Source organism: Streptomyces sp. NBC_00289, from assembly GCF_041435115.1.
Classification (GTDB): Bacteria; Actinomycetota; Actinomycetes; order Streptomycetales; family Streptomycetaceae; genus Streptomyces.
Map to the genome: position 1 here is coordinate 9,363,974 of NZ_CP108046.1, position 23,943 is coordinate 9,387,916.

Here is a 23,943-nt window from a genome sequence, read left to right on the forward strand (position 1 = left end):
TCACGCTCCCTTGCGCATGCCGCGCAGCTGCACGACGTAGGCGATCACCATCGTGATCAGGCCCATGATGATGGCCACCGCCGCGGAGTAGTTCTGCTGCTGGCCGTTGAAGGACAGCGAGTACGTGTAGAAGTTCGGGGTGTAGTCGGTCGTGATGGCGTTGCGCGCCAACGGCCGCAGGATGTTGGGCTCGTTGAAGAGCTGGAAGCTGCCGATGATGGAGAAGATCGTCGCGATGACCAGGGCGCCGCGGATCGCGGGCAGCTTGATCGCGCTGATCATCCGGATCTGACCGGCGCCGTCGATCTCCGCCGCCTCGTACAGCGAGTTGGGGATGACGCGCAGCGCCGAGTAGAAGATCAGCATGTTGTAGCCGACGAACTCCCACGTCACGATGTTGCCGATCGAGGCCAGCACCAAGTCGGGGGAGAGGGGGTCGGGCAGCGTGACGCCGAAGGCGTCGTTGATGTCGCCCACCAGGCCGTACTTGGTGCCATACATGAAGCCCCACATCAGGGTGGCGACCACCGCGGGCACCGCGTACGGCAGGAAGATCGTGATCCGGAAGAAGCTCTTGCCGTAGAGCCGCCCGCTGTCCAGCGCCAGCGCCACCAGCAGCGCGATGCCGAGCATGATCGGCACCTGGACGCACAGGAAGAGCGTGACCCGGCCGAGCGAGGCCCAGAACTGGTCGTCCTTGAGGGCCTGGGTGTAGTTGTCCAGCCCCACGAAGGTGTTTCCGCCGATGAGCTGGTCGCGGAAGAGGCTCAGGTAGATCGAGTACACGATCGGAGCCAGGAAGACCAGGGCGAACACGGCCACGAAGGGACCGATGAAACCCCATCCCGTCCAGGAGCGGCGGTCCCGTTTCGCCGGAGGCGGTGCCGGCCGCGGCTCGGCGGCCACCGGCGGTTGCAGCGTCGTCATGTCGTTCCTCGCTCGTTCACATTCCGGAACCGGTGGTGTACGGCCGGACGTCCGACGCGTGGGCCGCACCACCTAGATGTTTACGCAAACATCGATCGCTCCGAAAAAGCCGGAAGCTGTTATGTTTACGTAAACATCTGATGGCGGCATGTCTACACTGTCCCGTTGACGGGGGTCAAGGGTCCCCTGGGCAAACCGTGACGTGAGCAGCGGTGGAGAGGTGGCGGACAGCGAGTGGAGACGGCTGGAAGAACGCCGACGAACGCGCCCGGCCCGGCCGCGGAAGCAGGGGGCACGCCCGCCTGCGCGCCCGACGACAGTCCGAAACCCGCCCCCGGACGTGCCCGCGGCGGCGGCCGGGCCAGCGCCTCCATGGCGGACGTGGCCCAACTGGCCGGCGTGTCCTCGCAGACCGTGTCCCGGGTGTCCAACGGTTACGCCGGAGTGAACGAGGAGACCCGCCGGCAAGTACTCGCCGCCATGAAGGAACTCGGCTACCGGCCCAACAGCGCTGCCCGTGCACTCAAGCGCGGCGAGTTCCGCACCATAGGCGTCATCACCTTCACCCTGTCCACCACGGGCAACGTGCGCACGCTGGAGGCGATCGCCACCTCCGCCGCGGCCGAGGGATACGCGGTGACGCTGCTGCCGGTCGCCATGCCCACCCAGGACGAGGTGCGGGGCGCCTTCTCCCGCCTCGAAGAACTCGCGGTCGACGCGGTGATCGTCATCATGGAGGTCCACCTGCTGGACGCGGCGACCGTCACCCTCCCGCCGCACGTCCAGGTCGTGGTCGTCGACTCCGACGCCGGTGACCGGTACACCGTCGTCGACACCGACCAGAGCGGCGGCACCCGTACCGCCGTACGCCACCTGCTCGACCTCGGACACCGGACCGTATGGCATCTGGGCGGCCCCGAGGGCTCCTTCGCCGCCCAGCGCCGCACGGACGCCTGGCGCGCGGCCCTCGCCGAGGCCGGACGCCCCGCCCCACCGCTCGTACGCGGCGACTGGTCGGCGGAGTCCGGCTACCGCGTCGGCCTTGAACTGGCCGCCCAGGACGAGTGCACCGCCGTCTTCGCGGCCAACGACCAGATGGCCCTGGGCCTGCTGCGCGCCCTGCACGAACGCGGACGGCGCGTGCCCGAGGACGTCAGCGTCGTCGGCTTCGACGACATCCCCGAAGCAGGCTCCTTCCTCCCCCCGCTCACCACGCTCCACCAGGACTTCGCCGAAGTGGGACGACTCTGCGTGGAGGCGGTGCTGCGCAACATGCGCCTGGGCGGAGCCCGACGGGGGACCACCCTCGTGCCGACCCGCCTGGTGGTGCGGTCGAGCACGGCACCGCCTGCCGGTGGCGCGGGGAGCGCCTGAGTCCTTGGTGAGAGTCCTGGACACCGGCGACGGCGTGGACACTGCGGACACGGTCAGGATCTCCGTCGCCCCATGGGGACTCGAGTCCTTCGAAGGTCTCGTCGAGTTCGACGTGACGGCCGAACCGTCGACCCCGGGCTGACGGTCGTGTCACCGGCCCGCGCTGTCGCCGCAAGCGCCGCTCACGGTCTGAACTCTGTTCGTAGAGAAGCCTGTTGACGAAGACCAGCGGTACCCGAGCCGTGGTCGAGGACAACAAGGGAGGCTGGGACGCTCTCGCCTGACAGAAGGGACTGACCGGTGCTGTTGACGATTAACGTGGCGGTTCTCCTGGCGGTCGTCATCGTCCTGCGACTGGGTCGGCGCACCGAGGCCCGGAGCCGGTCCGACGAGAGGACGACGGTGGTCTTGGCACTGGTATTCGGCGTACTGGTCGCCCCGACAGCGTTCGGTCAGGGAATCCTGGACGTCGTGACCCAACTCGCGCTGGGCATCTCGCAGTCGGGCAGTCCGTGAGGCATCGCACGCCCGGCCGACGATCCGGCGCGCCTGACACGCGCTTGGACGACCGGCGTGTCTTGGCGCCTCTTGGCTCCTCCTGCCCTTTCGCCGCAGCTGAACACTGGTTCAAGCGGCGGTTCACCCCTGCTCCCGCTCCACCGGAAGCCACAACTCGGCGTCGGCCTCGGTCTTGTCCGGCGACAGACTGGTGCGCAGGATCTCGGGGCCGGGACGGCTGCGGTACGGGTTCGACGGAAACCATTCCGTGAACACGTCCCGCCACAGGTATTGGATCGCCTCCGGCACCGGCCCGGAAGTGGTGAAGACCGCCCAGGTGCCGGCCTGGACGGAGAGGACAGTCGTGCCCTCGGGGGCAGCCGCCGACGTGATCACCCCCTGGTAGTAGTCGAGTTCGGTCCCCTCGGCACGGCTCGGGTCCAGATCGTCGCAGACCGCGACGATGCCCCGCGGCTCTTGGTCCGCCAGCTTCTCCAAGTGCTCCAGAGTCCGCGATTCGATCCCGCGGACGAAGTCGATGATCGCCTGGTTCGGACCCGTGTGCACCAGTGGCACCCGGGCCTTGAGGCCGACGACGGTGAAGTCCGGCCTGTCCACAACGCGATAACGCATGCTGCTGCTCCCCTCGACGGTGAGACGGAAGGTCAACCGGGGCTGGGAGACAAGCACGGCGCCAGTACGCCGGGCCTCGCCCGGCCCGACACCGTGCATGACCCGGAACGCCCGCGCGAACGCCTCGCCCGAGCTGTAGCCGTAGCGCACCGCGATCTCCAGCAGCGGCTCACGCCGGGCGAGCACCTCGGCGCCGGCGACGGTGAGCCGCCGACGCCGGATGTACTCCGACAGCGGCATGCCGGCGAGCGCGGAGAACATCCGGCGCAGGTGGTACTCCGAAGTGGCCGCGATGCGCGCCAGATCGGCCACGTCGATGGACTGGCCGAGGTGGCGCTCGATGTGCTCCATGGCCTGGTTGAGCCGCTCCAGCACGCCCGGTCTCCTCCCTCTTTCGTGATCACCACGCTAGGCGGCACGCACCCTGTCGGACCCGACATTCCGTGCCCGATCCGATCGGGTACTCGCGCGGCCTCGACCCGGCAGATGGAGCACAGGGGACCTGGGTAGTACCTAGACCTTGCCGCCGAAGAAGACCTGCACCTCGCGGATGAGCCCGTCACGCACGGTGATCGCCTCCATGTTGCGGTACCGGTCACCCGTGGTGAGCTCGTACGCGTAGTAGACGAAGACGAGCTCCTCGCTCGCGGCGGTCACGTGCAGCAGTCGCTGTTCCTTGAGCCGGTCGACGGTGGGGAAGCATCGCTCGAAGAACGTCGCCTTGTCGATGTGGTCGTCCTGTGGACTGGTGAAGGTGAAGTCGTCGGCGTAGAGAGGCAGGGCTGCTTCGCGGTCCTGTGACCGATAGTGGCGGAAGGCCGCCTCGACGACGCTTGCCGGAGTGCCGTTCATTCGATGTCCTCGCCCGGAGATTGGCCGAACCCTGTCACGGCGGAACCGCCCTCGCTCTGTGTGCGGCAGCCGACGAGAGCGCGGCCGGAATCCGGACGGCCCTCGTGTTCGCCGCACACCAAGTCAACCGCGAGGAGTCCGGTCGGCCAAGTCGCTCTGCCGGGGCCGGCGAGCACTCACGGGTCAGCGTCGGCGTCACATCCGGTGTGTCTCGGCACGACAGGAATTCGAACATGCGATCTAATAGCGGTATGGACTCGACCCGCTTCCCCGACGACCTGGTGCAGACGCAGCACGCCTGGAACGCCACCTACCAAGCACTCGCCGCGCCTCGACCGCGGGACAATACCGTCCTGCGCCGCCGCCTCCTGCGCCTGTCCGTACGCCTGTGGTGGCACCCGTACTGGAACACCGCCCCGTCGGTGTCGGCGGCGCGCACGCGGTTGCGGCAGTCGGTCCGAGCTCAGGAGTCGACGCGCGTCGTGTGAGGGTCTCGCCCGTCGGGCCCGGGCACATTTCGTAAGGTCTTGTGCTCCGAGGCCCCCACCGTGTCTCCTCGCTGTTCCCCTGCGCGTCCCCGACGCGAATTCGAACATGCCGACCGGCGGCCGCCCCATACTCGCTCCCGGCAGTGCACGGCCAGAAGGCTTGCCGGGCCGAGGCAACGTAGGGCCACGGCACGATCCTGATCACAGCGATCACGGCACTGCGACCACGGCGACCCTGCCCATCGAGGAGCTCGGGTGCCGGGTCGCTCCGCGGCCGGGGCCGGGTGACCATGAGGTACAGGACCGGTCGTGAGGCAGGCACTGGGAGGCACCCGTGGCGCACACCCACACCACCGACGTACTGATCGTGGGCGCCGGTCCGGTCGGACTGAGTGCGGCCGCGGAGCTCCGCCGGCACGGAGTGCGCTGCCGTCTGGTAGACCGGCTGCCGGCCCGTCTCCCGTACGCCAAGGCGGTCGGTGTCCAGCCGCGCACCCTGGAGATCTGGGACCGGATGGGCCTGGCCCGTACCGTCCTGGAGGCCGCCGTGGTGATGCGCGGCCAGCTGAGCTACGTCAACGGCAGGGAAGAGGGTCGGATCGACCTCACGCTGCCGCCCGAGGTGCCGTACCAGTTCGCCGCGCTGCCCCAGTACGAGACCGAGCGCCTTCTCGAGGCGTGCGTCGCCGGCTTGGACACGGTCATCGAACGCGGCACCGAGCTGCTGTCCTTCACCCAGGACCCGGACGGCGTCACCGCCCGGCTGCGCACCGCCTCCGGTGCCGAAGAGGAACTCCGTGCCGGCTATCTGATCGGCTGCGACGGAGCCCACAGCGTCGTCCGCAAGCAGCTGGGGCTGACCTTCGAGGGCAGTGCCTTCCCCGAGGAGTACATGCTCGCCGACGTCGAGGCGGACATGGGTGTACCGCACGGTTACGGCGTACGGTCCATCCATCGCGCCGAGGACGGTTCCACCGACGACCTGCTGGTCTGTATCCCGCTGCCCGGTACATGCCGCTACCGCATGTCGATGCTCGTCCCGCCCGAACTCTCCACGCAGGCGGCCGGCCGGAAGCCGGCGCGGGGCGAGGACATCGCGCACGGCCTGGAGGGCGGCGACGGCCCGGAGCTGTCCCACATCCAGGCCGTCGTGGATCGCCTCGCCCCCAGTTCGGCTGTCCTGTCCCGGATGCGCTGGTCCTCCGTCTTCCGTATCAGTCACCGCATCGTCGACAGCTACGGCGACGGCCGGGTCTTCGTCGCGGGCGACGCTGCCCACATCCATCCGCCCACCGGCGCCCAGGGCATGAACACCGGCATCCAGGACGCCGGCAACCTGGCCTGGAAACTGGCCCTGGTCATCCGCGGGCAGGCGGGACCCACCCTGCTCGCCAGCTACGACGCCGAGCGCCGCCCCGTCGGTGAGGAAGTCGTCGGCCGGACGGTGAGGCACGCCACCCAGGGCATCGGAGTCGACTCCAGCGCCCCGCGCACCGTGATGCTCCGCGAAGCACAACTGCTCGTCAGCTACCGTGACGGCCCCCTCGCCGGCGGCCCCCACGGGCCGGACGACGCACCCCAGCCCGGTGACCGGGCCCCGGACTGTGCCGGCCTGACCGCCCCCGTCGCCACCTACCCGCTGCGACTGCTCGACATCCTGCGCGACCGCACGGGGCACGTGCTGCTCCTGTACGTGGCCGACCCCGCCGACCTCGCCAAGGTCGCCGAGGTGACCGGGGCGACCGGGCACGCCGAAGTGCCGGTGCCGGTGCCGGTGTCGACGATGGCCGACGGCGGCCCGGTCACTCCCGGCCGCCCGGCCTTCCAGGCGAGCCTGCAAACCGTCGCCGTCCTGGCCCGCGACGCCGCGCCGATCGCCCCCGACGTTCTGGGCGTGCCCGGATACCGTGACAGCGCCGGGGAGTTCGCCCGGCTCTACCGTCCCGACGGCTCGACCGGCTTCGTCGTCCGCCCCGACGGACAACTCGGTGCCCGCTTCCCACTCGACGGCACCACGGCGGCCCTGACCGACTACCTCGCGAGGCTCTCCGTGCCTGCATGACCACCGCGGCCGGCCGAATGTGCCGGCCGCGGGCTGTGCACGGCCCGGGCAGGATCGTGCGGATGTCGCGTTGCCCGAGGCGCTCCGTACGGGAACCGCACGGTAGCCGTGGACACGCCGCGGGCCGAGTCCGAGGTACCCGGGGCCGACGTACCGGCGGCGAGAAGTCAGGACGACCGCATGTGACGACCGATGCTTCGTCGACCACGATCGTTCGTCGGGGAGCGTTTCGAGCCAATTGGCGGCTGCGGCGATCACGTTCGTTCGGGGCCGCGTGCGGTTGAAGCCGAGGTGACGTCGGCACACGCGCGACCACGGCAACCTCTGCCTCCGCAGGCTCGGTTGCGACGACGGGCGGTCCCGAACCGGTCTCAGCGGCAGGTTCCGTAGCACCTGGCGAAGCGCGGGCTCGAAGAACGGTCGAAGAACCGCGAAGGGCTGGCGTGTACGAAGGCCCAACTGGGCTTATCACTTCCCCTGTTGGGGCAACCGGCGGTGATGTCGATTGACGGATTGGCGCCTGTCGGGGTGGGCAGGAAGCTGGCAATGTGGCATGAGCATGCCTGCCCTTCCTTCCCCCACAGGAGGCCGATCATGTACTCACGCACGTTCGTCCATGGCTTCACCGTCACCTGCACGGTGGCGCTCAGCCTCGTCGGCGGCAACGCCTACGCGACCGCGGCGAGTTCCGGCGATCAGCCGCTCGCGGCGCGCGTCGTCACCTACAACGCCGGTGCGTCGGCGGAGTTCAAGGCCGCCGTCGATCGGGGCGCGGCTGTCTGGAACGAGAGTGTGGACAGCGTCGAACTGCGCCCGGCGGCTGCCGGGCAGCGCGCCAACATCCAGGTCATCGCCGACAACGGCTGGCCACGGGCCCTGACCACGTCCCTCGGCAACGGAACGGTCTACATCGGCCGGGAGGCCGTCAACCAGGGGTACGACACGGTGCGGATCTCGGCGCACGAGCTCGGTCACATTCTTGGCCTGCCGGATCGTAAGCCCGGCCCCTGTTCCAGCTTGATGTCGGGTTCGAGCGCTGGTGTGCCGTGCAAGAACCCGTACCCGGACGCGGCCGAGAAGGCGGAGGTCGAGGGCAACTTCGGCTCCGCGCTCGCCCGGCCGACGGTGGCTGTGCCCAATGGCGTGATCGTGGACTGATCCACGCGCGTGCGCCGGGACGGGTTACGCGTGGTCCGATGTCGTCCGCCAAGGCGCGACAACACGCCTTGACGTCGGGCTGGAGCGTCCCGTCGTGTGACTGCGTACCTCACCAGGATGCGGACGGGCGGAATCTCCGTTGCCGTGGAGGCCTGCCGCCCGGGATCCTGAGGTCATGACGGATGCCACATGCGGCTGAGGCTGCGCCTGTTCAGACCACGGACCGGACCGCACGAGCATCGAGTCGTGCAGCCCTGGCACCCCCTTCGCCACACCTCGCTGAGTGCCCCCGAGCCCGTCGGTCTGCTGCTCGGTGATCACGACGGGCTGAACCGGCTCGCAGGCCTGTTCTCCTTCGCCGCCTACTCCCGGCACACGATCGTCCACGTCCCGCTGCGGGACGGTCTCCCGCCCGGCGAGGGCTTCGGTGAGCCGGTCGACCTCCTGCTGGCCCATCACACGCTCGGCCTGCGCCCCGCCAAGTGGCCCGACATGCGGCGCAGGCTGGTGAACGGCTCCGCGTTGACCGCCCGTACCGACGAGGCGCGCACCGCCCGGGACGCCGCCTCCTGGCGGCGACGCGGCGGGCGTGCCGACTTCCGGGACGACCTGCGGCACGCCACCCACGCCCGAACGTTCTTCCTGTTCGGCAGCCGGGACGTCTTCGCCGAGACGGCCACGTCCTTCGCCCACGCGGCAGGCTGGGGTCCGCGCCACAAGCGCGTCGAGAAAGGGCACTCGGCACTGATGACGGCGCTCCCGACCCTGGTCCAGGCCCCCGGCGGCGGGCACCCCTTCGAGGTGATGGTCTCCTTCAGGCCGTATCCGCCCTACGCCCATGTCAGGCGGCCGGGGCGCAAAGGCGAACGGCGTGAGGTTTCACCCGCCTCGCCGTCCTGATGGCCCTCCCGGCCTCGCCCTGGTCGGCCGCCACCACCGTCGAGTACGGGGGGCGGCGAGGACCAGGGTCGATGGCGAGGCCGCCCGGACGGCTTGCACCCGGGCCCGGGAACCGACGCCGTTCAGAGGTGGCGGGGGTCTACCCGCAACCTCCGACCGACGGCCGGGCGGCGCCTATGTGAGGTCGATCGCCGCGCAGTCCGCCTGGTACTTCGGTGTGCAGATGTCCTTGACCGTGTAGACACCGTCTTTGATCACCGTGGCCTTGATGTTGTCCTTCGTGAGGGCGACCACGGGCACCAGCATCGACGGGATGCCCTTCTGTGTGGGGCTGTCGACCGTGTCGCGGGTCAGCGCGTCGAACGCGATGTCACGGCCCTGGACCTTGGCCACCGCCATCTCCGCGGCATTGGTCGCCTCCAGCATGAACGACTTGTACACGGTCATGTACTGCTCGCCCGAGACGATCCGCTGCACCGCGGCCAGGTCCGCGTCCTGCCCGGTCACCGGCGGGGTCGTGCCGGCGCCCGCCTCCTTCACCGCGTCGATGACCGCGCCCGCCATGCCGTCGTTCGCCGAGTAGACGGCGGCGATGTTGGCGAGCCCGACGGACTGGATCGCCTTGCGCATGTTCGCCTTGGCGACTGCCGGCAGCCAGTCCTCGGTGTCGTACGACTTCGCGATGATCACGTGGTTTTCCAGCTCGCCCAGCGCGCCCTTTTTGAACCGTGCCGTGTTCGGGTCGGCGGGCGAGCCGTTCATCATGACGATCTTGCTGGTCGCGGCCTTGCTGCCGAGCGCTTCGAGGAGGGAACGGCCCTGCACCTCACCCACGAGTTCGTTGTCGTGCGAGATGTAGGCGTCGATCGGTCCCTCGGCGAGCCGGTCGTACGCGATCACGGGAATGCCCGCGTCCTTGGCCTTCCTGACGCCGGATGCGATGGCCTTGGCGTCCACGGCGTCGACGAGCACCACGTCCACCTTCGCGGCGATCATCTGCTCGAACTGCTTGCCCTGCGTGGCCACGCTCCCTCCGGCGTTGGCGTAGCGGACCTTGCCCTTGGCGTGGGTGAGGGAGGCGATCCGCTGCTCGATGAGGGGACGGTCGAACTTCTCGAAGCGCGTGGTGTCCCGGTCGGGCAGAAGAAGACCCACCGTGATGTCGCTGCCCTTCTTCGAGACCGCCGAGGCGTTGTCCCCGCCGAGGACGCCGCACGCGGTGAGCGAGAGGGCCGAGGCGGTAGCTGCCAGAGCGGTGGTGAGGCTGCGGACAGGGGTGCTACCGGGTTGAGTCTTCACTTCAGGTGCCTTCCGGGCGAGAAAGCCGCACGGCGATCAGGTGACGTGGACCCGACGCGGCGACTGCACCACTCTGCGATCAGCGTGTCCTGCGCAGAAGTGGTTACCGGGGCTCCCTACAGAATCTCCCCGGACCGGGCGGCTGTTCCCCGCTTGACTGCCGCAGTACCTCCACATCGCGGGGTGCCCGGAACGGGATCTGAGTCGGGCCGCGTCGACGTGCCGGGGCTCGGGTCCCGGCACGTCGGTCGAGGGGTGGATCAGGCCGTGCCCGGTGACTTCGTGGCCCGGGCGAGCTTCTGGGTCACGTCGACGGTGCCCTTGGCGGGCGGCGTCCGGACGTCGGCCTTCGTGCCGAAGTCGCTGAACCTGAGCGTGGTGGTACTCGTGACGGCCGGTGTCTTCTGTGCGTCCGTGGTCTGCGGGCGCAGGGTCAGCCGGACGGTCTCCTGCCGCAGCCGCCCTTGTTCGTCGAGCCACATGTCCAACGGGACTGTGGACGTGCCGAGTTGGCGGCGCATCTGCTCGGCCTTGGCCGAATCGCCTTCGGCCAGGGCCTTCACGTCGACCGTGACCCGGTAGTGCGTGGTGCGTGCGCCGTCGATCGTCTCGGTCCCCATCTTCTCGACGTCCCGGTCGCTCACACCCTTGGTGTACGTGAACGGTTCAGCCGGATCGCTGACCTGACCGTCCTGGTTGCCGGAGGCGGACTGCTTCAGCCGAGCGAGGTCGATCTTCATCCACGTCTTGCCCCGGGGCAGTTCGGCGCGCTGCGCGGCGGGTGGCTTCTGGTAAACGACGCCGTCGAGCACGCGCTGCTCGATCCGCTGTCCCTGGGCGGTCAGCGTCACCTGGCTGTCGCCCGCTTCGAGGTTCATCACGCCCTCACCCCGGACGGTCACGCTCTTGCCCTTGGCGGTGGCCTTGGAGGCAACGGTCATCCTCGCCGTGTCGGCCGCGACGGTCGTGCGGTAGGCGGCCTTCACCGCCTGGGCCTCGGAGGCCCCGCTCGGCGCGCCCTTCGGGGCCCCCTCCGCCGTGCCCGAGCCGTTCCCGTCCTCGGAACAGCCGGACAGACCCACGGTGAGCACCACGACCGCGGCGGCTCCTGCGACGCGTGTCTTCGACGCCATAGTGACTTTTCCCCTCAAGTCGGGTCAGAACAAGCTGATTTGACCCAATCCCGGGTTCCCTCGGTTTCCCGGACCACTCCTGTGGCCCGCACATGTCGCAGAGGTGAACCGCCTGTGCGCCGACGGGGGCAGAAAATGAGGACCGCTCCTCCCCATTGCGCTACGGGAGACGAGCATTCATTATCAGGAATCCTGATACTTTAACTTTGTAGCGATGGGCGACCAGTCATGCCATTCAGCCCCAGAATCCAGGCCAGAGGGGTCCAGCTGCTGCTCGGCCGCGTGATGGCCCGCGTGCACAAGGGCCTGCGCTTCACCGACATCCCGAAGCGCACCGAAGCCCTCCGGGTGGAGACCGGCGCCGGACCGGTGGCCTGTACCGTCTACCGGCCGCCCGCCACCACCGCCGGCCCCGCCCCCGTGTTCATCAACTTCCACGGTGGCGGCTTCGTGATCGGTCGCCCCGAGCAGGACGACCACATCTGCCGCTACATAGCCGCCACGGCAGGCTGCGTCGTGATCAACGTGGACTACGCCGTCGCACCGCAGAGGCCGTTCCCCACCCCGGTCATCCAGGCGTACGACGTCACCGAGTGGGTCGCCCGGAACGGCCCCGCCAACGACTGGGACGGTTCACGAATCGCCGTGGGCGGACACAGTGCCGGGGCCAACCTGACCGCCGCGGTCTGCCGCACGGCACGAGACCGAGGCACCTTCTCGCCCCGGCTCCAGATCATCGACTCGGCACCACTCGACCAGGTCTCCGACCCGGCCACCAAGCAGTCCCTCATCGCCAAGCCGCTGCTGAGCCCTCAGCTCATGCGGATCTTCACCGCCGCCTACGTCCCGGACTCCGCCGACCGGGCCCACCCCCTCGTCTCGCCGGGACTGGCCGACGACCTCGCCGGACTGCCTCCCGCCCTGGTCATCACGGCGGAGAACGACCGTTTGCGCGACGAGGGCGACGCCTACGCCAAGGCCCTGGAGGCCGCCGGTGTTCCCGTCACCCACCGCGTCTTCGCGGGAGTCGACCACTACTTCACGCACACCGGCCCGGTCCCGGACGGGAAGGAAGCCATCGATCTCATGGCCACCACCCTGCGCACCGCCCTGAACGACTGAGGGCGGTCAACACGCGGCGCAGGATGGTGACTTGGGTACTGCCGAGGCGCCTGGCTGTGGTCGGCGTTCGGCGTTCGGCGGGCGCAGGGCCGTACCGCCGTACCGTGCGGGAACACCGGATCGCGACGGTGACGCGTCCTGGCGGTGTGCTCACCCACCTCCCGTCACAGGCTCGCGAGGAGATCGTCGAGCGGGGTCGGAACCCGCTCGGCGTCGAGGGCCTCGACCAGGAGGCGGCCGTAGCGGATCTTGCGGCCCTTCTTCGTGCCGAGGAAGCGCCGCAACTGCTGGTTTCGGGGCCGACCGTGGTGTGCGGGCTGGTGCAGAAAGGTCTGCCAGGCACGGAGGTCTCCCTCGGCCCGGAGGATCTCCTCGACTCCCGCTGTGCCCAGTGCGCGGATGAGCTCGTCCTCCAGGTCGGACACGCACACGAAGAAGTCACGGTGTGGCGCCTGTGCCCGCTGTAGGCCACGGTCGTAGAAGCGTTGCTCACCCTCGTCGCACAGACCTGTCAGACGCAGACCGAGGCCGGGCGGTCCGAGGAGGCCGGCGTAGCGGGCGACGCTCATCGCCCCGCCCATCGACACGACGCAGACTCCCTCGGCGGCGAGGTCCCGGTCGCGCCGTGCGGCCAGCGCCTCGACTGCCGCGAGGTCACTCGGCCCTTCCAGCAGCACCGCCGTCCGCAGGCCCAGTCGCACGGAAAGATCACTTGCCGCCGCGCCGGAACCGCCGTTCGCCCAGCCACTGACCGCATCCCGGAATGCCCGCATGTCCTCCATGGAGCGAGTCTGCACCTCCACCTGACGGCACGGCACGCGATATTCGACCCCCTCGAACATCCGCGCGCGGGCCGTCAGTGACCCCGGCGGGCGTTGAGGCGGGCGGCCTGGCGTGTCAGGTGGTCGCGCTCGGCGAGGTTGGGCGCCTTGTGGGCCGCCTCGGCGTACAGCCGCGCCGCTGTCGTCAGGTCGCCGTCGCGTTCGTGGAGGTAGGCCGCCACCGCGGTGTGGCGGGGCAGTGAGTCGTCCAGTGCCGTGAGCGCCGCCAGGCCGGCGCGTGGTCCGTCGGCCTCGCCGACGGCCACCGCGCGGTTGAGCCGGACGACCGCGCTGCCGGTAAGGCGCACGAGCTCGTCGTACCACTCGACGATCTGCACCCAGTCGGTCTCCTCGGCGGTGAGCGCGTCGGCGTGCAGAGCCGCGATGGCGGCCTGGGCCTGGAACTCGGCCAGCCGGTCGCGGGCGAGGGCCGCCTGCAGGATCTCGACGCCCTCGGCGATCGACTTCGTGTCCCACCGGGCGCGGTCCTGCTCGGCGAGCGGCACCAGGCTGCCGTCGGGCGCGGTCCTGGCGGCGCGCCGGGCGTGGTGGAGCAGCATGAGGGCGAGCAGCCCCGCCACCTCGGGATGGTCGATGGAGGCCGCGAGCTGCCGGGCGAGGCGGATGGCCTCGGCGGCGAGGTCGACGTCGCCGGAGTAGCCCTCGTTGAAGACCAGGTACAGCACGCGCAGCACGGTGGCGACGTCGCCGGGCTGGTCGAACCGCACGCCGGAGACCGTGCGCTTGGCCCGGCTGATGCGCTGCGCCATGGTCGTCTCGGGCACCAGGTAGGCCTGGGCGATCTGGCGGGTGGTCAGCCCGCCGACGGCACGCAGGGTGAGGGCGACGGCGGACGACGGCGTCAGCGAGGGGTGGGCGCACAGGAAGTAGAGCTGGAGCGTGTCGTCCACCGCCGGGGCGGGCCCGGGTGGCGGCTGTTCGTCGACGAGGTCCTCGCGCCGGCGGCGGGCGGTGTCCGACCGGGTCGCGTCGAGGAACTTGCGCCAGGCCACGGTGACCAGCCAGCCCTTCGCATCCCGCGGAGGGTCGGCCGGCCACACGCGGACCGCCTCGACCAGCGCGTCCTGCACGGCGTCCTCGGCCGCCGCGAAGTCGGCTCCGCGGCGGACGAGGATGGTGAGCACGCTGGGTGTGAGGCTGCGGAGCAGGGCCTCGTTCACTTCGGATGTCACTCCGTGACCGTGCCGTGCGCGCCCATGAACGGACGCAGTTCGAGCCACTCGTGGATCGGCTCCCCGCCCTTGCCCGGGGCGGCCGACAGTTCCCCGGCCAGCTCGACGGCGCGCTCGTAGCTGTCGACGTCGATCACCATCCAGCCGGCGATGACGTCCTTGGTCTCGGCGAACGGCCCGTCGGTGACCGGCGGGCGCCCCTCACCGTCGTAGCGGACGAACGTGCCCCCGGGGGCGAGCGCCTGGCTGTCGACGAACTCGCCGGTCCCCTCCAGCCGGGTCGCGAAGTCGCGCATGTACTGCACGTGCGCCGAGATCTCCTCCGGCGTCCACTGGTCCATGGGCACGTCGTTGACCGAAGCCGGGGCGCCACGGTAGTGCTTGAGCAGCAGGTACTTGGCCATGGTGGTTCTCCTCGGTACTGGTGCGATCCATTGTGGTCGCGTTCAGTACGGGGACGGAGCCAGTCACGGGTTCTCGACATCGCCGCCGGATTTTTTTTCCGGCCCTCGTGGACGAGGTCGCAGGACCGCGGAGAAGATCCCTGCGTCGCCCCGCACCCGCCTTCCGCTGAGCGGCGGCCCTTCGTCGGCCTGGAGCCGGTGCGTCGGCGTGCGGGCGAGTCGGTGAAGGCACGGCTTGTCCGCGTTTCTCCCAGTATTATTATCGATATCGCAGTCTGGCCTCGACGAGTGGAAGCGTCGAGAAAGCGGAGTCGATTCAACCGCGAGACGAGAGAGGCGCAGCGTGGTCCGGTCCGGCGAGGACCCGGTGGCGAGGGAGCGCACAGTCGGTACCGGGCCCACACGCATACGTGAGCGGTTCCTGCAGGGGGATCCTGTCGTCAGCGGGGTGCGCGCCTCCATTCTCGGCTCGTGGCAGCGCTCCCGGTCCCTGGGGCTGTCGCCCGACGCGTCCGAGCTGCCCTTCCGGGAGGATCTCGATACCGACAGCCGACTCGTCCGAGCCGCCGTTCCCGTGCTCGACAGGCTGCGTTACAAGTTCTTCGGCAGCCGGATGAACGTCAGTGTCGCCGACGTACAGGGCACCGTCGTCCTGCGCTGCTTCGGATCTGCGTCCCTGGCCAGGAGTCTCCCGGAGATCCAGCGTGTCCCGGGGTTCGTGTTCTCCGAGCGGTTCGCCGGCACGAACGGCATCGGACTCGCGCTTGCCGAACGGCAGCTCATCCAGGTCCATGGTGCCGAGCACTTCGCCCAGCGTTCCCAGGAGAGCGCCTGCCGCGCGATTCCCGTCCGGGACCCGCTCTCGGGGCAGGTCGAGGGGGTCCTGTGCTTCGGTTATCCGCGTAGCGCCGAGGACCCGGCACTGGCCGCCGTGATCACGAAGGCGGCTCAGGCCATCGAGGACCGGCTGCTGGAACAGAGGTCCACCCGCGAGCGCACGCTGCTGCAGACGTATCTGAACATGGGTGGCGGTGCGGCCGCCCCGAGCGGCGCCGTCGGCGTGGAGGAGCTGGCACAAGGACTGCGCGCCCGTGACCAGGAACTTCTGAAGGAGACGGCCACCGAGCTGATCTCCCTCGCCCAGCAGGCCGCCCTCGAAGTGTCCTTGTCGGACGGCCGACGGCTCACGCTCATGAGCAGGCCCGTGACGAGCGCTTCCGGGGTGGAGGGCATCGTCATCGAAGTGCTTCTTCCGCATCCCGCGGAACTGAGCCTGCCGACCGTCCCGGTCCCGAGCGGCGAGCTGCGCCGTCGTGAACGCGGGCAGGCCTATTCCCCGCACGCCCCGGCGGGGCGCCTTTCCGTACCCGTGGGGTCCGGATCCGTCCTCGACACGTCGGGTCACGAGGGCGTAGGTGCCGTGGCGCCGTTCGGATTCGCCGCCGGCCCTCCGGCACCGAGGCCCCCCGCCGACGGGGTCCCCGGCCGCCGGCGCCCCGTCCGTACGGCCGGCGTGGACCCTGACGGCGTGGCGCCCGCGGGGGAGCGCGACGGTGCGCGGGATCCGGCCGTCGGGCTGGTCATGGTGGGGGAGCCGGAGGTGGGGAGGTACGCCCTGGCCGCACGGCGCCGCCTGGAGTTGCTGTCAGAGGCCAGCGAACGCATCGGCACCACCCTCGACGTGACCCGGACCGCCCAGGAACTCGCCGAGACGGCTGTCCCACAGCTCGCCGACTTCGTCACGATCGACCTGCCCGAGGCGGTGCTGCGAGGTGACGAGTCCGCCGACCCTCGCGGTGAACTGCGCCGCACGGTGGTCCACGGCATCCGCGACGACTGCCCCTTCAGCCCGGTCGGGAAAAGGATCGACTACCGCCCGACCACACCCCAGTCGCGCTGTCTGGCCGACGGACGGGCGGTGTTCGAGCCGGACCTGACGGCAGCCGCCGACTGGCTCGCCCAGGACCCCGAGGTCGGCGAGCGACTGATCGGCCACGTCCGTTCCCTCATTGCGGTGCCCCTGACCGCGCGCGGTGTCGTCCTCGGCGTCGCCGGCTTCTACCGCTCCCGGGATACGGCCGCCTTCCGCGACGACGACCTCACGTTGGCCCAGGAACTCGCCGGCCGGGCGGCTCTGTCCATGGACAACGCCCGGCGCTACACGCGCGAACGCGCCACCGTCCTGGCCCTCCAGCGCAGCCTGCTTCCGCACGGGCTGCCCGAACAGGACACGGTCGAGGTGGCCCATCGGTACCTGCCGGCGGAGTCCGGGGTGGGCGGGGACTGGTACGACGTCATCCCCCTGTCCGGCACCCGCGTCGGACTCTTCGTCGGCGACGTGGTCGGCCACGGCCTCCACTCCGCCGCGACCATGGGGCGGATCCGCACCGCCGCACGCAGCTTCGCCGAACTCGACTTCCCCCCGGAGGAGGTGCTGACCCACCTCGACAACCTGGTGGTGCGTCTGGACCGGGAGGAGGGCAGGGAGGACCTCGCCACGGACAGTGTCGGCATCATCGGCGCGACCTGCCTGTACGCCATCTACGATCCCGCCACGCAGCAGTGCGCCATGGCCCGGGCGGGACACCCACCGCCCGCACTGGTCCAGCCCGACGGCACGGTGTCGTTTCCCGACCTTCCCGCCGGGCCTCCGCTGGGTCTCGGCGGCTTCCCCTTCGAGACGGCCGAGCTGCACATCCCCGAACACAGCCGTCTCGTCCTCTACACCGACGGACTCATCGAGGACCGGAACTACGACATCGACGTGGCCCTCGACCGTCTGCGTACGGTGCTGGCCCGCTGCGACGGCACGCCCGAGGAGACCTGTCAGGCAGTCCTGGACACCGTGGCGCCCGCGCATCCCTGTGACGACATCGCCGTCCTGGTGGTCCGGACCCACGCCCTGGACCCCGACCGCATCGCCACCTGGGACCTGCCCTCCGACCCGGCTGTCGTCAGCGAGGTCCGTGCCGCCGCCACCCGGCAGCTTGCCGAGTGGGGGCTGGAGGAGACCGCGTTCGCCGCGGAGCTGCTGCTCAGCGAGCTGGTCACCAACGCGATCCGGCACGGTGCCGGGCCCATCCGGGTACGACTGCTCCATGAACGCACTCTGATCTGCGAGGTCTCCGACAGCAGCAACACCGCCCCGCATCTGCGCCGGGCAGCCGCCAACGACGAGGGCGGCCGCGGCCTGTTCCTCGTCGCACAGCTGTCCCAGGCCTGGGGCACGCGCTACACCACGGAGGGCAAGGTGATCTGGGCGGAATGCGCCCTCGATGCGTCGTGAAGCCACTCCGTCGGTGTCACTCCGGAGTGCGATATACGCGATACCTGGTGGTTGATCCCCTAGGGTCGACGTGCAGTCGGGAAGAACTCGTCAGTCCGACCCTCGGAGATGTCCGTGCACGACGTTCCCGGCACCGCTGTGACAGCGAACCCGCCCTCCACATCACCACCACCGCTCCATGGCCGCGGGCTCACCGAGAAGTCCGGCGGGACTCCGGCGCAGGCGGGGATTGACGCCGACGGCCACGCAGGGAGTGTTCTCGGCCTCCCCGCTCCCGACGGAGCCGGGAAGCTCCCCCTGGCGGCTGAGGCGACGCCCGCGTCCACCACCGCGACGCGCCCATGAACCCGTCTCGCGCGCGCCGCTCCCGAAGCCCCCGGCCAGAGCGTCTGCGTGCCGCCGGCGGGCACCTGATCGGCACCTACGGCCTGCTGGCTCTCACCGTCCTGCTCTTCCTGGCCTTCTCGCTGGCCCTGCCGCACACGTTCCCCACCCTGGAGAACATCGACTCGATCCTCTCCAGCCAGTCGATCCCGGCCATCCTCGCGCTCGGCGCCACGGTCCCCATCGTGACCGGCAGGTTCGACCTCTCCATCGGTTACGGTCTCGGCCTGGCGCATGTCATGGTGATGTGGCTCATCGTGGACTCCGGGTGGCCGTGGCCGCTCGCCTGCCTCTCGGTGATCGCCGGAGGGGCGTTGGTGGGCGTCCTCAACGGAGTCGTCGTCGAGTTCGGGCGGATCGACTCCTTCATCGCCACCCTCGGTACCGGCAGCATGATGTACGCCGCCACCGGCTGGATCACCGACGGGAGCCGCATCGTGCCCGGCCCCCAGGGCCTCCCGGCCGCCTTCACCGACCTGTACGACTCCACGTTCCTCGGCCTTCCGGTTCCCGCCTTCTACGTACTCGCCCTCGCGATCGTTCTCTGGGTACTGCTGGAGCGACTGCCGCTCGGCCGGTACCTGTACGTCATCGGCTCCAGCCCCCGGACCGCCGACCTCGTCGGCATTCCCACCCGCAGGTACTCGATCTACGCCTTCGCGACGTCGGGGCTGATCGTCGGCTTCGCCGGGGTGCTGCTCGCCGCCCAGCAGCAGATCGGCAACCCCAGCGTCGGTCTCGACTACCTGCTGCCCGCGTTCGTCGGCGCACTGCTCGGGTCCACCGCGATCCGGCCCGGCCGCCCGAACGCCCTGGGCACCCTCGTGGCCGTGGCCGTGCTCGCCGTCGGTCTCGCCGGCATCGGCCAGCTGGGCGCCGACTTCTGGGCGACCCCGCTGTTCAACGGCGCCACGCTGCTCCTCGCGGTCGGCCTCGCGGGCTACTCCGCGCGCCGCCGACTGTGCGCCGGTGCCACCGTGGACCGCGGTGAACCCGCAGGGCCCGCGCCGACAGAGCGCTCGTCACCGATGAGGAACGGCGGCACACCGGGAGCCACGCCATGAACCACGACCCCCGCGCCGTCTCCGCCGTCCCGGGTCGCGTCCCGCGGCTGCTGTCCCTGCGCGGAACCTCCCGTACCGTCCGTCACCGAGAGCGCGGGAAGCCCCTCGTCCCCCTCGGCGCCCGGGTGGTGTGCACCGCGCTGTTGGTGGCGGCCGTCCTCACCGGCTGCGAACGTGGCTCGTCGAAGGGACCGGCGCATCCGGACACGGGTATCAACGGGTGTCCGACCGTGCATGCCAGGGCCGAAGCCGCCGTCCGGCAGGCAGAACGGACCGCCGTCCCCTGGCACGGCCCGACCGGTGGACCGCGGGCGGTACCGGACAAGACCATCGTCTACGTCGCGCAGACCATGACCAATCCGGGAGTGGCCGGCGCCGCGAACGGCGTGCGGGAAGCCGCGAAGGTCATCGGCTGGAACGTCCGGGTGATCGACGGCGGTGGCACCCCGGCGGGCATCCAGTCGGCCATGAGCCAGGCCCTGGCCCTCGACCCCGCGGGCATCGTCGTCGGCGGCTTCGACCCCAACTCGACCTCGCAGCAGGTCGCCAGGGCGGACGCGGCACACATCCCGCTCGTCGGCTGGCACGCTGTCGCCGATCCGGGCCCCAGCCGCAAGCCCCGGCTCTTCAGCAACGTCACGACCGAGGTCGGGGACGTCGCCGGCATCAGCGCGCAGTGGGTCATCGCACGCTCCAACGGCAACGCGGGGGTGGTGGTCTTCACCGACGCCTCGATCCCCTTCGCGAAGAGAAAGTCCGACCTCATCAGGAAGGAACTCGCCACCTGCGCGGGCGTCAAACTGCTGTCGTACGAGAACATTCCGATCCAGGACGCGAGCAGCCGCACTCCCCAGGAGGTCGCGTCCCTCCTGTTCCGCTATCAGGAACGGTGGACCCACTCGGTCGCCATCAACGACCTGTACTTCGCCGACGCCGCGCCCGCGTTCCGGGCGGCCGGCGCCGGGGGCTCCGGACCGCCCTCCAACATCGGTGCCGGGGACGGTGACCCGTCCGCCTTCCAGCGCATCAACAACCAGCAGTACGAGGCCGCCACCGTGCCCGAGCCCCTCTCCCAGCAGGGATGGCAGATCGTCGACGAGCTCAACCGCGCCTTCTCGGGGCGGACCGACAGTGGGTATGTGGCCCCCGTCCACGTCAGCACCGCCGCCAACAGTCGTGGCGCCACGTCCTGGAATCCGACCGGCTACAAGGAGGCGTACCGGAAGATCTGGGGGACGCCGGGCGGGTGACGCAGGTTCCGGCCCGGCGACCTGCCACGGGCTCCGCACGCGACGACGCGCACCGAGCCGGACGGGTCAGGAACGGTGCGTCGGCGCTCCGAAGTCGAGCAGCACCTTGCAGGAACGGGCCGGATCGCCTGCCAGGCTGAACGCCTCCTCGATGTCGGCGACCGGCAGTAGGTGACGACCGGGTCGACCGCGAGCCGGCCGTCGGCCAGGGCCCGCAGCACCTCGCCGAGTTGGGTGTCGAACCGGAAGGAGCCGACCAGACGCACTTCCCGCGTGATCAGGGCGTTGGCGGCGACCGGTGTCTCTCCCGGCGGCAGCAACCCCAGACCGACCACCAGTCCGCCCCGGTCGACGCCGTACAGACACGTCCGCAGACCCGCCGGGCTCCCCGAGGACTCGATGGCGATGTCGGCCGCGAGCTCCGGGAGCGGGTCGGTCCCCGGCCCGACGCACACCACGGACGTCGCACCCACCGCCTTGGCGACCGCGAGCGGCGCCTCGTGGACGTCGGTGACGGTGATCTCGCCGGCGCCGGCCGCGCGCAGCGCCGCCACCACCAGCGCCCCGATGGGGCCCGCGCCGGTGACCAGCACCCGCTTCCCGCGTACGTCGCCGGCCTGGCGTACGGCGTGCCAGGCGACGGCGGCGGGTTCCGCGACGGCGGCGAGCCGCAGGTCCAGGCCCTCGGGGAGGGGGAGTATCCGCTCGGCGGGCACGACCAGGACGTCGGCGAAACCGCCCTGCACGTGCGGGTTGCGGGCCGCGCTGCCGAGATATCCGCCGTCGAGACAGGTGTTGCGCCGCTCGGCGCGGCACTGTCGGCACGCACCGCACGAGGCCAGGGGATGCACGGCGACCGGGGTGCCCGGCGCCGGAGCGGACGCGCCGGGCCCGGCCTCGCGCACCCGGCCGACGATCTCGTGGCCCAGAACCAGCGGCTCGCGCAGCCGGAACTCGCCGACCGCGCCGTGTCGCCAGTAGTGCAGGTCGGAGCCGTAGATCCCGCCGTACCGGATGTCGACGGCGACCTCCCCGGGCCCCGGTGAGGGGACCTGGCGTTCCTCCAGGCGCAGATCGCCCGCGCCGTGCGCCACCACCGCGCGCATCCGCGTCCTCCTCGCCGAGTCCATGTCCGTGTTCATGACCTGACCTTCTTTCCTCGCGTGCTCAGATGACCGCGGTCAGTCCGCCGTCGATGGCGATCACCTGGCCGTTGACGAAGTCGGAGGCGGGGGCGGCGAGCCAGACCAGTGTTCCCACGAGGTCCTCCACGGCTGCCCAGCGGCCCGCCGGGGTCCGCCCCCGGATCCACGAGTCGAAGGCCGGGTCGTCCACCAGTGGGCGGGTCAGTTCGGTGACCACATAGCCGGGGGCCAGTCCGTTGACGGCAAGACCGGATCCGGCCCACTCCGCGCACATGCCCTTGGTCAGCATCGCGAGGCCGCCCTTGGAGGCCGCGTAGGCGGCGATGCCCGGACGGGCCAGCCAGGTCTGTACGGAACACACGTTGACGATCTTGCCGCGACGCCGCTCGACCATGCCCCTGGCCACCGCGCGGCCGACGAGGAAGGCGCTGGTGAGGTTGGTTTTCAGGACTCGCTCGAAGTCGGCCGCGCGGACGTCCAGGAGCGGCTCGCGGTGTTGCACGCCGGTGTTGTTGACCAGGATGTCCAGTGGGCCGATCCCGTCCTCGATCTCCTGGACCGCTCGCCGCACGGCTGCTTCGTCGGTGACGTCGAAGGGCATCGCGTGCACGGTGGAGCCGGTGCGTTCCGCGAGGGCGGCGCGCGCGGTGTGCAGGGCCTCGGGGTCCCGGCCGTTGAGGACGACGTCGGCGCCGGCCTCGGCGAGACCTGTGGCGAGCGCGAGCCCGATGCCTTTGCTGGAGCCGCTCACCAGGGCCAGGCGGCCGGTCAGGTCGAACAGCGCGGAACCGGTGGGGCTCCTCATCGTCGTACTCCCGTCGGGGCCGGGAAGCTCAGCGGCGTCGCGGCGACTGCCGGGCCGGGCGGGGGCGGGAGTTCCGGCGTCTCGTAGTAGTGCATGAGCGCGGCGTTGTCGGCGTTCCCGTGCCCGGCCGTGACCAGCCATCGGTGCAGTTCGGAGACGGTGGTGGTGACGGGCAGCGGGACACCCGCGGAGCGGGCGTAGTCCCGGGCCGCCTCCAGGTCCTTCACCATGTTGCTGACCCGCCCGGTCGGAGTGAGGTCGGTTTCGGCGAACTTCACGAAGAACTCCTGCAGCAGCGCGGAATCGGCCCTGCCGCCGCTGAGAGCGGTCAGGACGTGGCGCGGTGGCAGGCCGGCGGCCCGGACCAGAGCCGCGGCCTCGGCGAGCGCGGCGAATCCGCAGCCGACCAGCACCTGGTTGACGGACTTCACGAGCTGCCCCGAACCGGCCGGTCCCATGTGGGTCAGGCGGGAGGCCAACATGTCCAGCACGGGCAGCGCCCGCTCGACATGCTCCACCTCGCCGCCGAGCATCAGGGTCAGTTCGCCTCGCTCCGTGCCCGGGGCGCCGCCCGACAGGGGTGCGTCGACCCAGCCGGCGCCCAGTTCGGCGGCCCGCTCGGCGAATGCGCGGGTGCGGCCCGGATCGACGCTCGACATGTCGATCACGAGTACGCCGTCGGGATGTCCCCGGTCCTCGCGTCCGGCGGACAGGACGCCGTCCGGGCCGAACACCACCTGCTCGACGATGTCGGCGGTGTTGAGGGAGAGGATCACGACGGAGCACGACGCCAGCCGCGCCGGCGTGTCGGCTGCCACCGCTCCGTCCCGTACGAGTTCTGTGACCGCGTCCGGTCGGATGTCGTAGGCCGTCACCGTGCGCTCGCGCCGCAGCAGTCTGCGGGTGATGGCGGAGCCCATCACACCCAGGCCGGCTATACCGACCTCCGTATGTCCTGACACGCGAACCTCCGGAACCATATTCTGTACTGTGAACAGCATATTGAACTACTGGCGTGGGATGCCGCAACCGTGAAGCTGGAAATCCACACCTCCCTTCTCTCAGGCCATAGGTCACTTTGATGGTTGGTGACCTGCCCGAATGAGGGATGCTTGTCGTCCAGCATGTTGGCGTGTGTGTCAAAT

Annotated in this window: 22 protein-coding genes; 11 read left to right on the forward strand and 11 right to left on the reverse strand. The window is 70.2% G+C overall.

Annotated features, from left to right (window positions below):
* Nucleotides 1–927 (reverse strand): carbohydrate ABC transporter permease, encoded by a 927-nt coding sequence (locus tag OG985_RS42270; protein ID WP_371673712.1) that lies wholly within the window; start codon nt 925–927, stop codon nt 1–3.
* A gap of 372 nt (nt 928–1,299) precedes the next feature.
* Between OG985_RS42270 and OG985_RS42275 the strand changes: the two genes are divergently transcribed.
* The 3 genes from OG985_RS42275 to OG985_RS42285 all read left to right on the forward strand — a co-directional run bounded on the left by OG985_RS42275 (nt 1,300) and on the right by OG985_RS42285 (nt 2,817).
* Nucleotides 1,300–2,301 (forward strand): LacI family DNA-binding transcriptional regulator, encoded by a 1,002-nt coding sequence (locus tag OG985_RS42275; protein WP_371674658.1) that lies wholly within the window; start codon nt 1,300–1,302, stop codon nt 2,299–2,301.
* A 7-nt stretch (nt 2,302–2,308) separates the two neighbouring features.
* Nucleotides 2,309–2,443, forward strand: coding sequence for a hypothetical protein (locus OG985_RS42280; protein WP_371673713.1), 135 nt, complete (start codon nt 2,309–2,311; stop codon nt 2,441–2,443).
* Between the two features lie 158 nt (nt 2,444–2,601).
* Nucleotides 2,602–2,817 (forward strand): hypothetical protein, encoded by a 216-nt coding sequence (locus OG985_RS42285; protein WP_371673714.1) that lies wholly within the window; start codon nt 2,602–2,604, stop codon nt 2,815–2,817.
* Between the two features lie 123 nt (nt 2,818–2,940).
* On the opposite strand, the gene OG985_RS42290 is transcribed toward OG985_RS42285, so the two are convergent.
* A complete protein-coding gene (locus tag OG985_RS42290) occupies nt 2,941–3,807 on the reverse strand; it encodes a GyrI-like domain-containing protein (protein ID WP_371673715.1) in 867 nt (288 codons plus the stop codon).
* Nucleotides 3,808–3,945: 138 nt separating this feature from the next.
* Nucleotides 3,946–4,284 carry a nuclear transport factor 2 family protein gene (locus OG985_RS42295; protein ID WP_371673717.1) on the reverse strand — a complete coding sequence of 113 codons (339 nt, stop codon included), beginning with the start codon at nt 4,282–4,284 and terminating at the stop codon, nt 3,946–3,948.
* A gap of 251 nt (nt 4,285–4,535) precedes the next feature.
* Between OG985_RS42295 and OG985_RS42300 the strand changes: the two genes are divergently transcribed.
* From OG985_RS42300 to OG985_RS42315, 4 genes are all read left to right on the forward strand, one after another.
* The gene (locus OG985_RS42300) at nt 4,536–4,772 is read left to right on the forward strand and encodes a hypothetical protein (protein WP_371673718.1); all 237 of its coding nucleotides are present in this window, start codon (nt 4,536–4,538) and stop codon (nt 4,770–4,772) included.
* A gap of 334 nt (nt 4,773–5,106) precedes the next feature.
* On the forward strand, nt 5,107–6,834 hold the full coding sequence (locus tag OG985_RS42305; protein ID WP_371673719.1) for an FAD-dependent monooxygenase: 1,728 nt from the start codon (nt 5,107–5,109) through the stop codon (nt 6,832–6,834).
* A 594-nt stretch (nt 6,835–7,428) separates the two neighbouring features.
* Nucleotides 7,429–7,992 carry a snapalysin family zinc-dependent metalloprotease gene (locus tag OG985_RS42310; RefSeq protein WP_371673720.1) on the forward strand — a complete coding sequence of 188 codons (564 nt, stop codon included), beginning with the start codon at nt 7,429–7,431 and terminating at the stop codon, nt 7,990–7,992.
* Between the two features lie 189 nt (nt 7,993–8,181).
* Nucleotides 8,182–8,892: a hypothetical protein gene (locus tag OG985_RS42315; RefSeq protein ID WP_371673721.1), complete on the forward strand. Its 711-nt coding sequence runs from the start codon at nt 8,182–8,184 to the stop codon at nt 8,890–8,892.
* A 174-nt stretch (nt 8,893–9,066) separates the two neighbouring features.
* Here OG985_RS42315 and OG985_RS42320 read toward each other — a convergent pair whose 3' ends face one another.
* Nucleotides 9,067–10,191, reverse strand: coding sequence for a sugar ABC transporter substrate-binding protein (locus OG985_RS42320; protein WP_371673722.1), 1,125 nt, complete (start codon nt 10,189–10,191; stop codon nt 9,067–9,069).
* Between the two features lie 260 nt (nt 10,192–10,451).
* On the reverse strand, nt 10,452–11,324 hold the full coding sequence (locus OG985_RS42325) for a hypothetical protein (RefSeq protein WP_371673723.1): 873 nt from the start codon (nt 11,322–11,324) through the stop codon (nt 10,452–10,454).
* A gap of 228 nt (nt 11,325–11,552) precedes the next feature.
* Here OG985_RS42325 and OG985_RS42330 point away from each other — a divergent pair, with 228 nt between their 5' ends.
* On the forward strand, nt 11,553–12,446 hold the full coding sequence (locus OG985_RS42330) for an alpha/beta hydrolase (protein WP_371673724.1): 894 nt from the start codon (nt 11,553–11,555) through the stop codon (nt 12,444–12,446).
* 164 nt (nt 12,447–12,610) lie between these two features.
* On the opposite strand, the gene OG985_RS42335 is transcribed toward OG985_RS42330, so the two are convergent.
* From OG985_RS42335 to OG985_RS42345, 3 genes are all read right to left on the reverse strand, one after another.
* Entirely contained in the window at nt 12,611–13,228 is a 618-nt protein-coding gene (locus OG985_RS42335) for a TOPRIM nucleotidyl transferase/hydrolase domain-containing protein (protein WP_371673725.1), read from the reverse strand.
* A 74-nt stretch (nt 13,229–13,302) separates the two neighbouring features.
* The gene (locus tag OG985_RS42340) at nt 13,303–14,448 is read right to left on the reverse strand and encodes an RNA polymerase sigma factor (protein ID WP_371674659.1); all 1,146 of its coding nucleotides are present in this window, start codon (nt 14,446–14,448) and stop codon (nt 13,303–13,305) included.
* 8 nt (nt 14,449–14,456) lie between these two features.
* Entirely contained in the window at nt 14,457–14,864 is a 408-nt protein-coding gene (locus OG985_RS42345) for a YciI family protein (RefSeq protein ID WP_371673726.1), read from the reverse strand.
* A 343-nt stretch (nt 14,865–15,207) separates the two neighbouring features.
* On the opposite strand from OG985_RS42345, the gene OG985_RS42350 reads away from it, so the two are divergent.
* The 3 genes from OG985_RS42350 (at nt 15,208) to OG985_RS42360 (ending at nt 20,848) form a co-directional block, all read left to right on the forward strand.
* Nucleotides 15,208–18,150, forward strand: coding sequence for a SpoIIE family protein phosphatase (locus OG985_RS42350; protein ID WP_371673727.1), 2,943 nt, complete (start codon nt 15,208–15,210; stop codon nt 18,148–18,150).
* A gap of 341 nt (nt 18,151–18,491) precedes the next feature.
* Nucleotides 18,492–19,598: an ABC transporter permease gene (locus OG985_RS42355; RefSeq protein WP_371673728.1), complete on the forward strand. Its 1,107-nt coding sequence runs from the start codon at nt 18,492–18,494 to the stop codon at nt 19,596–19,598.
* Nucleotides 19,595–20,848 (forward strand): substrate-binding domain-containing protein, encoded by a 1,254-nt coding sequence (locus OG985_RS42360; protein WP_371673729.1) that lies wholly within the window; start codon nt 19,595–19,597, stop codon nt 20,846–20,848. The genes OG985_RS42355 and OG985_RS42360 overlap by 4 nt, the downstream gene beginning before the upstream one ends.
* Here OG985_RS42360 and OG985_RS42365 read toward each other — a convergent pair.
* The 3 genes from OG985_RS42365 to OG985_RS42375 are packed head-to-tail and all read right to left on the reverse strand — an operon-like array spanning nt 20,803 to nt 23,760.
* Complete coding sequence (locus tag OG985_RS42365) at nt 20,803–21,990, reverse strand: alcohol dehydrogenase catalytic domain-containing protein (RefSeq protein ID WP_371673730.1); 1,188 nt, start codon at nt 21,988–21,990, stop codon at nt 20,803–20,805. The two genes, OG985_RS42360 and OG985_RS42365, sit on opposite strands and share 46 nt — an antisense overlap.
* A gap of 25 nt (nt 21,991–22,015) precedes the next feature.
* Entirely contained in the window at nt 22,016–22,798 is a 783-nt protein-coding gene (locus OG985_RS42370; protein ID WP_371673731.1) for an SDR family oxidoreductase, read from the reverse strand.
* Nucleotides 22,795–23,760, reverse strand: coding sequence for an NAD(P)-dependent oxidoreductase (locus tag OG985_RS42375; RefSeq protein WP_371673732.1), 966 nt, complete (start codon nt 23,758–23,760; stop codon nt 22,795–22,797). The genes OG985_RS42370 and OG985_RS42375 overlap by 4 nt, the downstream gene beginning before the upstream one ends.
* Between the last annotated feature and the right edge of the window lie 183 nt (nt 23,761–23,943).

What these genes read in the sequence shown, in the direction of transcription:
- OG985_RS42270 (WP_371673712.1), bottom strand. Translation starts at nt 927, where the DNA reads ATGACGACGCTGCAACCGCCGGTGGCCGCCGAGCCGCGGCCGGCACCG.
- OG985_RS42275 (WP_371674658.1), top strand. Translation starts at nt 1,300, where the DNA reads ATGGCGGACGTGGCCCAACTGGCCGGCGTGTCCTCGCAGACCGTGTCC.
- OG985_RS42295 (WP_371673717.1), bottom strand. Translation starts at nt 4,284, where the DNA reads ATGAACGGCACTCCGGCAAGCGTCGTCGAGGCGGCCTTCCGCCACTAT.
- OG985_RS42300 (WP_371673718.1), top strand. Translation starts at nt 4,536, where the DNA reads ATGGACTCGACCCGCTTCCCCGACGACCTGGTGCAGACGCAGCACGCC.
- OG985_RS42310 (WP_371673720.1), top strand. Translation starts at nt 7,429, where the DNA reads ATGTACTCACGCACGTTCGTCCATGGCTTCACCGTCACCTGCACGGTG.
- OG985_RS42315 (WP_371673721.1), top strand. Translation starts at nt 8,182, where the DNA reads ATGCGGCTGAGGCTGCGCCTGTTCAGACCACGGACCGGACCGCACGAG.
- OG985_RS42325 (WP_371673723.1), bottom strand. Translation starts at nt 11,324, where the DNA reads ATGGCGTCGAAGACACGCGTCGCAGGAGCCGCCGCGGTCGTGGTGCTC.
- OG985_RS42330 (WP_371673724.1), top strand. Translation starts at nt 11,553, where the DNA reads ATGCCATTCAGCCCCAGAATCCAGGCCAGAGGGGTCCAGCTGCTGCTC.
- OG985_RS42335 (WP_371673725.1), bottom strand. Translation starts at nt 13,228, where the DNA reads ATGGAGGACATGCGGGCATTCCGGGATGCGGTCAGTGGCTGGGCGAAC.
- OG985_RS42345 (WP_371673726.1), bottom strand. Translation starts at nt 14,864, where the DNA reads ATGGCCAAGTACCTGCTGCTCAAGCACTACCGTGGCGCCCCGGCTTCG.
- OG985_RS42355 (WP_371673728.1), top strand. Translation starts at nt 18,492, where the DNA reads ATGAACCCGTCTCGCGCGCGCCGCTCCCGAAGCCCCCGGCCAGAGCGT.
- OG985_RS42360 (WP_371673729.1), top strand. Translation starts at nt 19,595, where the DNA reads ATGAACCACGACCCCCGCGCCGTCTCCGCCGTCCCGGGTCGCGTCCCG.
- OG985_RS42365 (WP_371673730.1), bottom strand. Translation starts at nt 21,990, where the DNA reads ATGAACACGGACATGGACTCGGCGAGGAGGACGCGGATGCGCGCGGTG.
- OG985_RS42370 (WP_371673731.1), bottom strand. Translation starts at nt 22,798, where the DNA reads ATGAGGAGCCCCACCGGTTCCGCGCTGTTCGACCTGACCGGCCGCCTG.